At 33.0% G+C, this 15,742-nt stretch carries 14 protein-coding genes and 1 pseudogene; 7 read left to right on the top strand and 8 right to left on the bottom strand.

Annotation, left to right across the window (positions count from 1 at the left end; genetic code table 11):
- Nucleotides 1–399 precede the first annotated feature (399 nt).
- A complete protein-coding gene (locus tag IPH52_01280; GenBank protein MBK7053674.1) occupies nt 400–1,062 on the bottom strand; it encodes a nitroreductase in 663 nt (220 codons plus the stop codon).
- 336 nt (nt 1,063–1,398) lie between these two features.
- Here IPH52_01280 and IPH52_01285 point away from each other — a divergent pair, with 336 nt between their 5' ends.
- Nucleotides 1,399–2,208 (top strand): hypothetical protein, encoded by an 810-nt coding sequence (locus IPH52_01285; GenBank protein MBK7053675.1) that lies wholly within the window; start codon nt 1,399–1,401, stop codon nt 2,206–2,208.
- Nucleotides 2,209–2,221: 13 nt separating this feature from the next.
- On the top strand, nt 2,222–3,235 hold the full coding sequence (locus IPH52_01290; protein ID MBK7053676.1) for a hypothetical protein: 1,014 nt from the start codon (nt 2,222–2,224) through the stop codon (nt 3,233–3,235).
- 44 nt (nt 3,236–3,279) lie between these two features.
- On the opposite strand, the gene IPH52_01295 is transcribed toward IPH52_01290, so the two are convergent.
- The gene (locus tag IPH52_01295) at nt 3,280–5,115 is read right to left on the bottom strand and encodes a bacteriohemerythrin (protein MBK7053677.1); all 1,836 of its coding nucleotides are present in this window, start codon (nt 5,113–5,115) and stop codon (nt 3,280–3,282) included.
- Nucleotides 5,116–5,221: 106 nt separating this feature from the next.
- Nucleotides 5,222–6,370 carry a bacteriohemerythrin gene (locus tag IPH52_01300; protein MBK7053678.1) on the bottom strand — a complete coding sequence of 383 codons (1,149 nt, stop codon included), beginning with the start codon at nt 6,368–6,370 and terminating at the stop codon, nt 5,222–5,224.
- A 701-nt stretch (nt 6,371–7,071) separates the two neighbouring features.
- Between IPH52_01300 and IPH52_01305 the strand changes: the two genes are divergently transcribed.
- Nucleotides 7,072–7,341, top strand: a complete 270-nt coding sequence (locus IPH52_01305; protein MBK7053679.1) for a HAMP domain-containing histidine kinase — start codon at nt 7,072–7,074, stop codon at nt 7,339–7,341.
- A 245-nt stretch (nt 7,342–7,586) separates the two neighbouring features.
- Here IPH52_01305 and IPH52_01310 read toward each other — a convergent pair whose 3' ends face one another.
- The 4 genes and pseudogenes from IPH52_01310 to IPH52_01325 all read right to left on the bottom strand — a co-directional run bounded on the left by IPH52_01310 (nt 7,587) and on the right by IPH52_01325 (nt 10,545).
- Complete coding sequence (locus IPH52_01310) at nt 7,587–8,564, bottom strand: hypothetical protein (GenBank protein MBK7053680.1); 978 nt, start codon at nt 8,562–8,564, stop codon at nt 7,587–7,589.
- 576 nt (nt 8,565–9,140) lie between these two features.
- Nucleotides 9,141–9,554, bottom strand: coding sequence for a hypothetical protein (locus IPH52_01315; protein MBK7053681.1), 414 nt, complete (start codon nt 9,552–9,554; stop codon nt 9,141–9,143).
- Nucleotides 9,548–10,090 carry a hypothetical protein gene (locus IPH52_01320; protein MBK7053682.1) on the bottom strand — a complete coding sequence of 181 codons (543 nt, stop codon included), beginning with the start codon at nt 10,088–10,090 and terminating at the stop codon, nt 9,548–9,550. The genes IPH52_01315 and IPH52_01320 overlap by 7 nt, the downstream gene beginning before the upstream one ends.
- 332 nt (nt 10,091–10,422) lie before the next feature.
- Nucleotides 10,423–10,545: pseudogene (locus IPH52_01325) on the bottom strand (type II toxin-antitoxin system VapC family toxin).
- Nucleotides 10,546–10,606: 61 nt separating this feature from the next.
- On the opposite strand from IPH52_01325, the gene IPH52_01330 reads away from it, so the two are divergent.
- Nucleotides 10,607–10,810, top strand: a complete 204-nt coding sequence (locus IPH52_01330; protein ID MBK7053683.1) for a hypothetical protein — start codon at nt 10,607–10,609, stop codon at nt 10,808–10,810.
- Nucleotides 10,811–10,967: 157 nt separating this feature from the next.
- On the opposite strand, the gene IPH52_01335 is transcribed toward IPH52_01330, so the two are convergent.
- Nucleotides 10,968–11,540, bottom strand: a complete 573-nt coding sequence (locus IPH52_01335) for a hypothetical protein (protein ID MBK7053684.1) — start codon at nt 11,538–11,540, stop codon at nt 10,968–10,970.
- Between the two features lie 806 nt (nt 11,541–12,346).
- Between IPH52_01335 and IPH52_01340 the strand changes: the two genes are divergently transcribed.
- The 3 genes from IPH52_01340 to IPH52_01350 all read left to right on the top strand — a co-directional run bounded on the left by IPH52_01340 (nt 12,347) and on the right by IPH52_01350 (nt 15,714).
- Nucleotides 12,347–12,784, top strand: a complete 438-nt coding sequence (locus tag IPH52_01340; GenBank protein ID MBK7053685.1) for a hypothetical protein — start codon at nt 12,347–12,349, stop codon at nt 12,782–12,784.
- A gap of 550 nt (nt 12,785–13,334) precedes the next feature.
- Nucleotides 13,335–13,787, top strand: a complete 453-nt coding sequence (locus tag IPH52_01345; GenBank protein MBK7053686.1) for a nucleoside deaminase — start codon at nt 13,335–13,337, stop codon at nt 13,785–13,787.
- 16 nt (nt 13,788–13,803) lie between these two features.
- Nucleotides 13,804–15,714 carry a diguanylate cyclase gene (locus tag IPH52_01350; GenBank protein ID MBK7053687.1) on the top strand — a complete coding sequence of 637 codons (1,911 nt, stop codon included), beginning with the start codon at nt 13,804–13,806 and terminating at the stop codon, nt 15,712–15,714.
- Nucleotides 15,715–15,742 lie beyond the last annotated feature (28 nt).

Consider the following 15,742-nt stretch of genomic DNA (forward strand, 5'->3'; position numbering starts at 1 on the left):
CATTAATTCCGCATCACGCGAATTATCCTCAACGAGTAAGATTTCTACTGAATTTGTTTCTATTGTCATAATCTCTCCTGACTTAAGCGATATTTCTAATACAAACTGAAAATTCTAAAGGACGTAGTAGAACCTATCTACCTAAACCTATAACTTACTTTCTATTTCGAAAAATATCTATAGCCTAGGAAACAGTCAAGCCTATTAAATAAAAATAGACTGTAATCAAGTAAGTTATGGAAATTGTGGATAAATTAAATTATGCGCTGTATAATTTAGAATTATTTCCAGAATTTTTATAGGTAAATACACTTGTTTTTGATTTAGAATAATTCTTTTACTCACAATCATATAAGTATATCCTTATGAGATTTGTTTATATTAAAATGAATGTCAGATTCAATCAAAGAATTGAATAATCTCAGCGGATTCTGCACGAGGAGATTGGAACTTATTCGTATTATCCTCTAAATCTCCGTAACCAAGACTAACACCGACTGCCACTGTCCAATTATCCACTAAACCTAAATTTTTTCGAACAATATCAGGGAATGCAGCAAGACTGGCTTGTGCGATTGTTTCGAGTCCTTCGTCTCTAGCTGCAATTAAAAAAGTTCCAATTAAGATTCCAAGATCAAGAGTTGGCCAATAATTCATTCCTTTTTCCATGAGAAAGAATACTCCGACAGGAGCGCCGAAGAATTTAAAATTTTCAAGCATAAGCTCCTTTCGTTTTTCTTTGTCCTTTCTGTCTACTTGCATATGACCAAAATAAGCTGCGCCGAGTTCAAGCATTCTTTTCTTTATATAATTAGGATAAAAATCTTGATATGGGTAATCAGGATTTTCCGCTATCCCTGCATCTATGGCTTTAACAAAATCATTCGCGATATTTTCCTTTGTTTTACCTTGAACCACTGCGATTTTATAACCCTGCGTATTCTTCCAAGTAGGAGCTCTGCGGGTAGTTTCCAGTAACCGCTCTAGCTTTTCTTTTTCAATAGGCTTTGGTAAATACTTTCGAATTGATTTTCTATTTAAGATTGCTTCTTTTACTTCCATTTAAAACTCCTTTTTTAATGAACATTCGAGATACTTATATCAATTTTTTATGCAATTTCTATTGGAGAATTTCCGCTTGCAAATTCTTTTAAAAATTTCTTTTTCCCTTATTGTAAGACGCACCGTATTTCAAAACTAATATTTATTATTATCTTACCATAAGTCTTGAATGATCCATTTGGATGTCTACATCTTTTCAAATAAATAATAGTCAATATTAACTACTTTTTGCATCAAAAAAGCGCAAAAAAACGTATTTTCTAATCAATCTTGAGGATAGACAGAAAATTTTTAATGGCTATAATAGGTGGTAAACATATTCAAAGGAGAATTCTAATGAAAAGAAATCTTGAAAAAAACAAAGGTATCCAAAAGGGGATAATGGCTCTCAGTGCAATTACAATTTTACTAGGTGTTTTGTTTTGCGCTTCCGAAAAAGCAGACGATCCAATGAAGGATATTACTAACTTATTGCTACTCAATTCACTTTCCCAAGCGACTAGATCTAGTTCAACTAGTAGCGGAACATATTCTTCTAGCAGTAGCTCTTCTGGTGGATCATCTAGTGGATCATCTTGTTACTATGCTTCTAGTTCAGTTTGTCCATCTTCGACTCCTTATACATGCACAGCTAGTGGTTCTTGCTCTTCTTCTTCAACTTGCTCTAATCTTTCGGCTTGCACAAGTTCTTCTTCCTCATCTAGCAGTTCATCTAGTTCATCCGGTGGGTCATCTAGTAGTGGAGGTTGCACAACTGGATGGACTTCTGCCTGTGGCTCTTCAACCGCATATTCTTGTTCTGCGTCTTCTAGTTGTTATTCGACATATACCGGTTGTGTGAATTCAGGAACTTGTGGAACATCTTCATCTTCCTCTTCTAGTAGCAGCTCTTCATCAGGTGGAACATCCTCTTGCTACTACGCATCAGCATCTGAATGTCCAAGCTCAGCTCATTATACTTGCAGCGCAAGTTCTTTTTGCTCTACATCGTCTACTTGCTCAAATCTAAGTTGCAAACCAGAAGCTATGTCAACCAAAACACAAGACGGACAAATTGCAGCAGAGTGTGATGAGAAAGATTTCAAATGCGCGAACAGGACAGATATCACCAATAGAGCAGACATAACGAGAAAGAAGGCTAACTAAGGATTAAATCCAAGTGCAAATAGATAAAATAATAAAAAGATTTGTTCCTCGGTTTTTGGTTCAAGCCATTCTAATGGGAATGGCTTGGGCTTTTTATAAGAGTTTCCCTTTTTACAAAACTTATTTCTTTCAAAGTTGGCAAATAGCTTTGAATTCATTACTCTTAGTATGGTTGGGGATAAGCTTTATTTACCTCTTTGCCTCCCTTTCTTTTTCAAATAAAAAAACAATTGATACAGGAGATAAATTTCTAATCTTAATTTCTTTCGTTAAACAATTAATACATCCTAAGATTAGTTTAAATCATAAAAAGTATAGAAACGTTTTCTTCGTAATTCTCATAAAGATTTTCTTTATTCCACTGATGTTCGTATTTATATTGGAACATTACAGAGTATTATTCCCTTATTTCATAGACATCTCCGCAGATTTATTCATTTTTTTTAAACAACCTTTTTCTTATTTTTATACAGCTTATTTTAATTTTCTACTTATCTTAGACACGATCATATTCTTCTTTGCCTATTCAGTAGAATCCAAATGGCTCGGCAATAGAATAAGAGATCCACAGCCACATTCTTCTGGATGGATAGCGGCATTAATCTGTTATCCTCCATTCAATGGTGCAACGGCACAATTATTTACCTACGGAAAATTTCCAGAAGCACAGTGGATAGAGTCTTCTACTATTCTTACGGTCTTACAAATCATAACACTTTTTCTATATACGATCTATTTTATTAGCACATTGAATCTTGGATGGAATGCAGGGAATTTAAGTAGAAGAAAAATTATCACGAAGGGAGTCTATGGAATTGTTCGACATCCTGCCTATGTAGCTAAAATATTTGCCTGGTGGTTAGAGCATTTACCCTATTTAAATTTTCAAAATGCACTCGGCTTAGTCGGGTGGAGTTTGATTTATTTCTGGAGAGCCTACACAGAAGAAATCCATTTACAAAAAGACATTGTCTATGTGCAATATATGCAAAGAGTAAAATGGCGATTTATCCCTGGCATATTCTGAAATTACAATTTCACACAAAAGATTTCATCTCAATAAAACCTAATTTATCTAATTCCACTTGCATTGAAGAACTTAGAATATTTTTTATCTGATCTGAGGATATGATTGGTTAGCCACTTCCTTAAAAAGTTTAACAACTCAAAGCTAACCGTTTCCGTTCCCTCTCGATAGGCTTTGCTGAATTTAAGAACTTCTTCTTTTAATGCTTCGTGCTCTGCAGTGTGAGCTACCGCTTCTGGATATTTGCACTGCTTCATATAACTTTCTTCTGTATTAAAATGAATCACCGTATATTCTATGAGTGCGTTTAGTATTTCGGTGAGCTTTTCTTTCGATGCATCTTCATGTGTAGAAATATAAAGTTGGTTTAGAATATCGATTAGTTTTTGGTGTTGTCTATCTATTTCTTCTACGTTTACACTGAGAGTATCATCCCATTGGATTAAAAGCTTTGTATCGATTTGGAATTCACTTAGAACAGTCTTGATAAAGTTAGAAGTCTTTACTTTGTCATTGGCTAACCGCAATATATCCTGCGTTCCATTTCCGATAGTCTGTGCTTCTACAGAAATACTTTTTACGTCTGTGTCAATATAGCTAACAGTATGCTTTAGAACATTTATATTGGACTCAATTTGATCTGCCATTGCATTCATATACTCAATATGTTTTTTTAATTTGTCTGAAATATCTGTATGCACATTAATTTTTTGAAACACTTTGTCAATGTATTGGTCTACTTTTTCTGCATTCTCTAAAATAGAATGAATAGTATTGGAAGATTCATCCACTTTGTTCTTTCCATTTTCTATTGCTTTATTTGTAGTTTTGATTAATTTTTCAATTTCCTTGACTTTATCCGCTGTATGCTCTGCTAATTTATAAACTTCATTTGCTACAACAGCAAATCCTTTTCCTGATTCGCCTGATCGAGCTGCTTCAATCGAAGCATTGAGCGCAAGTAAATTGATTTGTTCGGAAATTTCTGTAATGGTTCCCATGATATTTTTTATGGCGATATAATTTTGACCGATTGCGTCCATCGCGAATCTAACTTCCATTATCCCCTTCTCGCCCAAACCTGCTTCTTCTGCAGAATGATCCGATACTTTCATTAGTTCAGTAAAGACGGTAGATTCATCGAGAATGGACTCATTCAACTCATTGATGATAGACAAAGCATCTTTCGTCATTATGGTTTCTTTATTTACCGCATCCACAATAGCATTTGTAGAATTGGATACGCTAGTAACAGAGTCGGAAGTTTTTTTAACAACGGTTGCTAATTTAAAAGAAGTCTCTGTAAAATCCATTGCATAGCCAATCATAATATTTGCTGAGCTATGTAATTTATTTGCCACTTCTTTTATCTCAGCAAAAACACTTCTAAAGATAATGCGGATAATCTTGATTGACTGCAAGAGTTCTCCAATTTCATCCATAGTATTTACTTTTAGGTTATAGTCAAAACGACCTTTGGACATATGCTCGGTTACACTGAATGCTTGCTGAAGAGGCACAATTAATTCTGTGTAAATGAGAAAAGAAGCTAAAAAGGAAATTATGGTAATAACTGCGAGAACCAAAATCCAACCAATCAGAAAGGTATCAAGAAACTTGATTAATTCTAATTCATGATTTTTTAATTTATCAAATGCTTGGTTTTCTAAAGCGATATCTTCTTTATACTTTGTATCCAACAAACCACGGAGTCTACTCTGCTCTGTTTGAATTTCTTGAATCTGCGTCTTCATTGTGTCTTTTACTACTGTAGTTTGGTAATAGACACCAAATGTCGCACCTACCAAAACAAAACCGGCAAGGCATAGAGTTATAATTAATCTAGTTACAATTCTAAGCTGATGAATAAATTTAATCATACACAATGACTCCTACTAATAGAATCGGCATTTGGCAATCATAGTTTTCTCGGAAACGAGCAGATTCAAAAAAAGAAATCATATTGTATTCCTCTTGGTTTTTGTATCAGCTAGGTAACTGAGCAGACCCAACAAAATTTCGTCCATTTTTCTTGGCAATGTATACGCCATTATCCGCAACTTTTATAAGATCTTCCAAAACCTTCATATCATCTTGCCTTGAGGCAACACCAATGCTTATACTTCCAATCCATTTGCCATTACCCACAGAGACTTGAAGATTTGATACTTCTTGTCGAATCTTTTCAGCAAGAAGCATAGCACCATCCAGTGGAGTATTCTGACATAGAATTATAAATTCGTCTCCACCCAATCTGCAAACAACGTCATCTGTTCGAATAGATTCTTTTAATTTTCGGGATAATTGTCGTAACACCTCGTCCCCTGCATCATGTCCCTGTGTATCATTAATTTGTTTAAAATTATCAGCATCAACCATCATACAAGAAAGCGGTTTATTTTCATTGATAGATTCAGTCCAACATTTAGTAAAACGCTTCATTGCATGACGACGATTTGGTAGACCAGTTAGAACATCTGTTAATGCCATGTCTTCCAACTTTTGATTTGCTTCTAAAAGTTCTTGTGTTCTTTCGGCAACTTTTTCTTCCAGAGTTTGATTTAATAGACTCAATTCTCGATTTCTCTCTGATACTTGATGGAATAATCCATTGAGTGCTCTTAGCAAAGGACCAGTTGCCCCGTTTTTTTGTTTCACTTCTTGGGTATACGCGTCATAACTGCTTACGCCATTCTGTATAGCGAAGATTTGTTTTGCCATACTCTGATCTAAGCCTAAAATATGATAAGCGAGCCAGTGAATTAAAAATTTTAATAGTGACTTTGCAGAATTGGGATTACTATTAGAAAGACTTTTTTTTATCTGCTGTATTTCTCGCAAAAAGTTTAAATGCTCTCTACAATGATGTTTGTAATGATGCTCATATATGGAAGCTTTCTTCATTAAAGATTCTTCTTCCTTGAAGTGATATTCAGAATAATCAGTTAAGTCTTTAAATACTTTTTCAATCTCATCCAATAGTAATTTATCATTCTCTCTGACTAGTTTTCCAAAATGATTTATTACATTTACAAGGTGATGATGTTGCTCATCAATTTCAGTTAAGCCGGTTACAAAGCATTCATCCCATTGAAAAGATTCATCAAAGTTCGAATCATGATGCTTTTTACCCATTTAAACAAATACCTCTTGTTATCATTTTATTTTAGTCACTTAGATATGCACTTCATTTTCAATTAAAAAAACAATTCAGAATAAGAACAAGTTTTTAATAGACAAGAATATTTGATTCTAAAATTTAATTAGAATAATAATGGACTTTTAGAATCATGTTTCTCCGAAAGATAAAGCAAAGTTTAAAGGAAATATTCTACTACGGAATTGACAAAGTTCCAAGCGCAAACAAAGCAAATTTTATTTTTTCAATATTACTAATTTCTCTATTATAATTGTAATCTTGACTATCATCATTGCTCATCCATTTCAACTCACGCAATTTGAATGGAATCTTACATTCTTTTTTTATTCATCTTTTGCTTTAACTTAATTGCATTGCGTTTGTTTGGTTTCCTCGTATCCAAAAGAATCCTTGCGACTTCGATGAATTTGGTAGTTTTGTTTTTGCTCCTGAAAGAAAAGGATTTAGCGATATTTTTACTTTTTGATATTTTCGCAGATTCTGCTACTTTCTTTTTATTTAATATATATGAAAAGAGAGATATTTTCTTTTTTCTTGGATTCAATATATTTGGTCTCATCATTTATTTTTTTGTGGACCTTCCTTTTATTGAGCATATACCAAAGACAAAAATGGAAGAGAGGTTTCTCACGATTACCTTTTATCAAAAGTAAACTATGAGCTCAATGAAAACAAATTGGAAGAGTTTTACACAGATAAGCCGCTCAGTATTTGCATAACTGACGAAGGAATTGGAATACCAGAAAAGATTTTAAAATATATTTTCGAGCTATCAAGTATCAAGAAGCGAACAGGATTGGACAATGAAATTTCTACTGGATTAGGTTTATTTATTTGCAAGATGATTTCACGCAAATTAGGAGGAAATATAAATGTTGAAAGCAGGGAAGATAGTGGTTCCAAGTTTACACTTTCTTTGCCTCTAGATATTGTCGTGAACGAATAACTTATTCTTTTACAATTGTAAATTTTCAAATAAAATTGAATTTTCGTAATGAGATTGTAATATAGATTGAAATAAATTGAAAATTTAACTCTGCGATTCAATATTTTGAATATAAATTGAAAATTTAACTCCAAAATCAAATATTTTAAACGAAAATTGAAATTTCGTAATATAACTGTAATATAGATTGAAATAAATCTAAAATTTAACTCTGCAATTCAATATTTAGAATATAAATTGAAAATTTATCTCCGCAATTCAAATTTTTCTTTGAGGATAAGAGTTATTACTTCTTCGAAAGCAGCTTTTGTTCCTTTTTCAATTACAGCTTTCTCTCCACCGATTTTATTGATATGAGGAGAAGCTATACTGAGTTGTTTTTTTAGAATTTCTTTTTTGTTTTTGGTTACACTTAAATTAATAAATCCTCTATAACTTCGCATTGGAGAGCCCGCCATTACTGCTCCTTGCTCTACAATATTTTCCAATTCTATTTTTACTTCATATTCTGCAGTTTCCTCTTGTGAGATTCCATATTCATTCGATAGATTTGTAGTTGTAGTTTTTAATAATTTTAATTGTGTCGGCGCAGTCGCTGATTGAATCAGATTTTTATGGATAAAATAAACCTGAATCGATTCAGTTTCTCCTTTTTTCAATTGGATAGTATACAAATTCTTTTTGATCAATAGATTACAGGTAAAATCATTTTCTAACTTTTTGCATTCTGTCTTTTCTATAAAATCAGAATAGGAAGGAATTAAAGTATTGAGTAACTTAGTTCTCAATGCTTGCTTGTCTTTAAAAAAATCTCCTACAATACTGTATTCTTGTATAATCCGATCATATAATCCGGGCATACCTTCTAAGCTTCCAGTAGAGCTAATCGCATAATTTTTAAATTCCCCTACGTTGATTTTTGATGAGAATCTATATTCATTTTGACTTACGACTAATTCCATCTTATCATTTTCTGAAACGAAATAACTGCTTGGTGGTTTTTGAAAGATAGCTTCTTTAGAGCCAGCAGGATAAAACTCTGCAAATGATTTATTTTTATTTTTTCCATTCTTATAAATAAACTGAATCAATGAACTCTTCTTTATTTCTTCTTGATCTTGTATCAAATAATTTTTAATCAAATTATTTTCTTTATCTAACGTTGGCACTTCATCTGCCAATAAGCAGAAGGGAAGTATTAAAAGTAAAAGTATTTTTTTCATAATTTCTTTTGTTAAAAATATTTTTTGCAGCTAATTAACCGTATCCAATACAGGTTTAATTCTAAGATATGCCATTGTATTTTCCCTGAATGAATTCATTGTAAACTTTATTTTCATTAAAAAGAGATTCTCTTGCTTTGTTGACGTATTGCATTGCAAAGGATGTAAACTCATTCACTTTAAAACTTTTAAAATGATATAGAATAATGTTCTTCCTTTAATTCTCCAAAGAATAGAATTCTGCTAATATGACTTCCATTCTGATGCAGGCAAACTTTCTATTCTGGCAGTCATTACTGTTGCACCCACTGTAATGATCGCAGCTAGTCCATACATCCAGAATGTTCCATGAAGAACAATCTTGTTGGAGAACTCCCATTTTTTGCATTTCCGTATTGTGTTCGAGTGTAAGTATATTTAATAAAATAATTCGTTGTAGATGATTTGTTAATCAATAGGAACCCCATTCTACGGCATCTCCTATATTTATCTATCACGCCTTCACAGTTAGAACAGCTTTTAACCGAGATAGGATTAATTGTTTGACATAGTCGTTGTTTTTTTAGAAGATAGGGATTATCTTCGGTTTTTGCTTTCTATCATTAGAAGATCGGCAGCAATCGTAGAGCCTTTCATATCAGAGAGCATAACAATGATAAACCGAGCCATTGGACATATGAAAAATCTTTTTCTCCAATAGATTTGTTTCCCAACCCAAGGAATGAGAACTGTTCCTTCTTTGGTTTCTTTTTCTTTTTGCATGTCCTGATTTAAAATAATGAAGTCATCCATTTTTAAGCTAGTAGTCATAGCAATCTTTTGTCTTGCTGATGAGAATTCTCTATTGTCAAAAATAACAAATGCTCCACCGATTTTTGTTTTATTCACTTTGATTTCAGTGGATATTGCATAGCCAAAATCTTCTTTTCGATCTTCAAAGCTATCTACGGTTACAGTTGATTTAATTGCATACAACGCAATTTTTAGCATATAATCTTGCTTTTGCGCACTAATTTCTTTACGTATGCCATTATCCGCATAAATAGATTCTGCATTTCCAGGTCTTCCATTTTTACTGATTCAATTGTAGGAATACTTCCATCTTTAATCATGATAAAATGAGCTTCTTTGGCTTGAATTCTAAAGAGCACTTCTTTGATGATCTGAGTTCTCTTTTCTGTAATGGAAGTAGAATCATCTCCAATAATGGCATTCAGGTTATTGGTTAGTAATTCAATTTCTCTGTAATACTTTCTCCGATTAAAACTCAATATGGCGGTATTTAATTTTTCCCCAAAAGAGCGAAGAAACCCTTTATCGAATTCATTGATTGCATTTCCGTAAATTGAAATAGTTCCGATTTTTATATTATTAAGGCTATTTGCTGTTAGCTCTTCTGAATACCTATCCAATTTTTCTAAAGAAGGATTGTTTATAAACTTCATGCTAAGAGGTGGGGGAGCAGGATCCATTCGGTCAACAGGAACATTTTTCAAGAGAAGCGAAGAATTCGACACTATCATCATTGATTCAACCTCGACGGATCCTGCAACGACGAGAAGGCCCATTTCTTATCCCGATCTAACGTTGCACATTTAAAATAGAATTATCTATTAAATTAAAAAATAATTTCTTAAATCCAAACTGTGTATGGATTGATATGCCTTGCTTTCATTTTTTGAGCCTCTCGTATATGTAAAACTTCGTAAACCATTCCACCTTTAATGGAATACAAAGAAGAATACAATTCTGCAAGAGTATGAGAAGATATACTTCCTTTTTCTTCTGTTAACGCCAAAGTAGAACCAGTGACGAATCCTAGACTGCCACGAATTTCTTGTGGAATCAAGGTAAGTCCGAATTGATCAATTTTGAGTTCTTTAATCCTCTTAAATTCTTTTTCATTGTTTGTCACAAAAACTAAGTCTTTGGAAATTGCTTGAGAGGCAATGAGAATATCATAAGGACCAATCATTTCTCCGGCGAGCACCGCAAACTTTGGATTATCCACTAACTGGAAAGATTGGCAGACTTTCATTTCCGTGCAGAGGCAAGACACTGTTATTCAAAGAAAATCTGATATAGGAGACACTGATCCTGTAACTGGAATATTACAAACAAATGATTATAGCAATCCCTACTCCTATCCAACTTACAGAACTAAAGATGTTCCTGCATGGACAAATATAAATCTAAGAATTAATTATAAAATATGGGAAAATATGCGTATTGCGCTTAACGTATAACCAATACCAAACCACAATTCAAAGATTAGCCTATCCTAACGATTATGTCAGGGAAGGTAGGAAAATCTTTCTCGATTTTCAAGCTAGTTTTTTAAATTTAGAAACAAGGAAATAAAGGAGCCTACTTCCGAATTGGACTTTCAACCTTTTGATTTATTTAATCTAAGTTTTCTTGTATAATTTTTTCAATTCGGATATTCAATTCTTTTAGTAAATCAATAGGAGCATTTTTGTTACTTGCAAGGTAAGGTTCAACAAAACTAACTTCAGATAAAACACCTAGAATTTTTGCAATATTTTGACTGGCTGTTTCAATGGTTTTTGACGGTTCTTGTCCTTGCCTACGACGAATCTCAATTTTTCCTAAAATTCGATTGTTATTGACTATAATATGCTCAGCCATGAGAGCCATAATTTTTTGGAAGGTTTCCACAGATGTTTTGTATTTTTCTTTTTTGACATCCAATTCATAAGCTTTCTTGGCAGCATGCCGAAGGGAAAACCAAAGATATAAAGTTAAACTAGAAAAAAATATTTCTATTATAAGGATTGGCAAAAAGGGAAAAGAAAAAACTGATTGAAAAAACTTTTTGTCCAAGTTGAAATAAATTGGTTTTTCCTCCATCATTGAGTCCATAACGATTAAACCTAGATGCAACCCTAATCCTAGTATAATTCCTGCCAAAATTAAAAGACTATACTTTTGATAAACTGCCTTTGATAAGTTCAAATCACTGTCCTTTTATTCTAATATGAATAGATTTTTTTTAATTATATTAGCATTTTCTTGTTAGACTCTTTGATTTAGAAAATTTTTAATTTAATGACAGAGTTTTGTAATAAGCAACAGAAATGGATATTCGGAATTATCCACATCCTATTATCTAGTGTTAGAGCCTATTTTGTAAAATAAAGTTGGGAAAAAATTTTATTTCCCATTTTTCAGGTGTTGGCTGGATGATCCAAAAAGTTTCACTCAAAAGAGGTAAATTAGTGTTTGTCACAACTATTTTTAAAAAGGAAAAGATTTTTTGTTAAATTATTTAAAATATTTTTACAGAAATAATGAACCGTTACAAATTAGAAACAAAAAATTATGGTGCACAAGATTACGAACAAGAAAAAACTCAGTCTATTTCTAAAAACCGTAGAGTTGAATTCCAAATTTATAAACAATAAGATTTAAAAAAAATTTAATAGATTGTGTAAAACCATGCTTCGACTCGCTAATTTAGAATCTGCGGTTCAGCATAAACACTAGCAGGGAGATAAACAGAAATGATGTATCAAACTCTCTGTGCTTAATGTTTTTTGCTTTTACACAATCCTAAAATCTTTTCAATTCCGTTTCCTGGTGTAAGTTTTCGATTTTAATTAACTTGAACTCGATGTAAGGATTCCTTTCTGTATCATCCCCAAAATTTTTTACTGAGAATCTTTAGAAGTTGAGATTTCTGATATTAATTTTCTTTTTATTTCAAAAGAAATTTATTGACAAAGTTTTTTAAGACATGATCCTTTACATTGAGGTAATTTATGAAAAAAATATATTTATTTTTATTTCTATTCGTATTTTCAATTTTTGCGAATGATGTTCCACAAGATCCAAAATTAGTAGATTTGCTGACTAAATTTTGCGAAGCATTAAAAATCGCAGATGAAAATGAAAGAGTAAAAGCGATTCTTCCCTATGTACACGATTATGACAAAACCAAAGATAAAACTGATTTAATTCCAAACACTAAGCAATTTTCTTTTAAAAAAGCTTCCAATGGAATTTCTAGATACGAATTTCCATTGGTAATTACAAGAGTGGAAAAAACAGCTGACACTTCTTACCAAGGTGTAGCTGGTTCTAGATTCAAATATTTTATTAAGAAAAATCAGAATTTTAATGGGATGCCTGCCCCAATTCATATTTTTGTACCTGCCGACGGATCTGAGCCAAAAGTTATTAATTTTGGTAGCATATAGTTTTTAAAAAAAGAATTTCGCTAAATTATTTTTAGCGAAATCTTAAAACCTTTTATGAAGAATATTTGTTTATAAGGTTTGATACTTTTAGCCATATAAACAAATTCAAAGATGTAAAAATTTTTCATTTTGTAGAAAGCCCTTCTCAATGAAATTATTTAATTACATAATCGAAAGGATAAACATTAGATTTAAAACAAAAAGAATAGAGAACCATTCATATCATTCTAGCGGTTGTTACCTCAATAATGCAATTTGTATTTCTAGTAATTTGCATTCAACTTCTCTCATAATTATATCCGATTCTAATTACACAGAATAAAAGCTTAATGCAAAATTGGATTGTCTTTCTTTCATAAAAAGATGTTTTGAAATGAATGGGGGAAAATTTTTCTAATTGACTGCTACAGTCTACGCTCTATTAGCCACAACTTGTAATGATTATAGGTTAATAATATAAAAAAGAAATGCTTGAAACTATTGAGGCAGCATTCATTATTAACTCTTAATCAATCGAAGAAATATTAAACTCTGAATGGAGTATAGAACTATGAATTATGAAGAAATGCTAACAATCGCTTATGAAGAAGCCAAGGTAGGATTTGACGAAGGAGGAGTGCCTGTAGGTGCTGCTTTGTTTGATAGCAATGGCAGACTTCTCGGACGTGGGAGAAACCGCAGAGTGCAAGACAATGATCCTTCTGTGCATGGAGAGACTGACGCTTTCCGCAAAGCCGGACGGCAAACAAATTACCGAGATAAAATTTTAGTGACAACACTCGCACCCTGCTGGTATTGTTCTGGCTTGATTCGTCAATTTAATATTGGAACTGTTATTGTAGGTGAGTCTGTAAATTTTGATGGTCACCTAGATTGGTTAAAAGAGGCAGGGGTAAAAGTGATTGAACTAAATAATACACACTGCATTGATCTGATGAAGCGGTTTATCGAAAAGTCTCCAGATATCTGGTTTGAAGATATTGGTGAATGTAAGCATGAATAATTTTCTAAACTAGGTAATTGTGATTCGATTTTTTTATTTAATATGTTTATTTCTAACTAGTATTCTATTCTCCTTGGATTTGAAGGCGGAGACAACGCCGGTTAAGCTTCAACTGAAATGGAAACATCAATTTCAATTTGCAGGCTATTATGCAGCAAAGGAAAAGGGCTTTTATGAAGAAGCAGGTCTAGATGTAAAAATTCTAGAAGCAGTTCCCGGTGTGGATCCTGTAGTAGAAGTGATTGTAGGCAACGCTCAATTTGGCGTAGGCACGAGCGAGTTAATTTTAAATCGCTATCATGGATCGCCCGTGATTGTGTTAGGAGTCATTTTTCAGCACTCTCCTCTCAGTCTAATTACTCTCTTTGAATCAGGTATTGACAATGTTCATAAACTAGCTGGTCGTAAAATAATGATCGAGCTTAGCTCTGCGGAATTGTTTGCTTACCTCTCTCAGGAAGGACTAAGTCAAAATAAATTTACGCTACAACATCATAGTTTTGATTTCAATGATCTATTAACAGGAAAAACTGATGCGATCTCTGTTTACGTGACAGATGAATTATATGAAGCAAAGAGAAGAAATTTAAAATACAATCATTTTACTCCGAGAATGGGAGGCGTTGACTTTTACGGTGATAATTTTTTCACAATGGAAAAAGAAGTAAAAGAAAACCCACAGATTGTTGCAGCATTTAAGGAAGCGACAGAGAAAGGTTGGCGATACGCAATGCACAACCGAGAAGAGATTATTCAGTTAATCTATAATAAATATTCCAAGCGTCATAGCATCGAACATTTACGCTTTGAGGCTAATACGATGTATGACTTAATGCAGCCTGAACTGATTGATCCTGGCTATATGAATCCGGGACGTTGGCAGCATATCAGTCAGACCTATCATAAGCTAGGACTCTTACCAGAAAAATTCAATGTAGATGCAATGCTCTATGTTCCTGACTCTATAGCAGACTTAAAAAAATTAAGGGAAAAGCTTTATTATGCCGCTTTCGGATTATCGTTATTAACCTTAATATCGGTCATGCTATTTCGATTTTATCGGACTGCTCGCATTAGTGAATCAAGACTTAAGATTATGTTAGACAATGCTCCTGTCAGTATCATTGTCCTAAACGATAAAAACCAAGTGCAAACTTGGAACACAGAAGCAGAAAATACTTTTCTTTGGAATTCGAAAGATATGCTAGGACAGAATATTTTAAAAATAGTTCCTTCAAGGGAACAAGAAGAAGTAGAACAGGTTCTTTCAGATGTTCATAAAAATTTTACTGTTTCCCATCATCAGAATGCAAATATTCGCAAAGACGGCAAAGAGATTTTATGCGAATGGATGAATGCACCCTTTAAGGGAAAATACGATAACTCTAATTTTGTAATCTGCATGGCTCGCGATATAACAGAAAAGAAGCGATTACAACAAGAGTTAGAACATGCCGCTCATTACGATAGTCTTACTTCCTTGCCAAACCGTGCTTTGATTCTAGATCATTTTAAAAAATCAATCGCAATCGCTGCTCGAAGAAAAAGTAAACTTGCCGTTTTGTTTCTAGACTTAAATGGATTTAAAGATGTCAATGATAGCCTAGGGCATGAAGCAGGAGATGTTTTACTAAAGACGATAGCTGAGCGTTTAAAACTGGGAATTCGAGAAAGCGATTATGTAGGACGATTGGGTGGGGACGAATTTCTTGTAATCCTAACCGACATAGAAACTTTTGCAAATGCAAACCTAGTAGCCAAAAAGTTAAAGGAACTTATTTCTCAGACTTGCAATATTAAAAACGTTAGTATCCATATCACCACAAGCATTGGAATTAGTATGTATCCCGATGATGCCACCGAATTGAATGATCTAATTCATCATGCCGACCAGCGAATGTATCAGATTAAAAAAGAGGAGAAATGAAATTGATTGATTGTTAGGTTTTAAGAAA

The sequence above is a fragment of the Leptospiraceae bacterium genome (genome assembly GCA_016708435.1).
Taxonomy (GTDB): Bacteria; Spirochaetota; Leptospiria; order Leptospirales; family Leptospiraceae; genus UBA2033.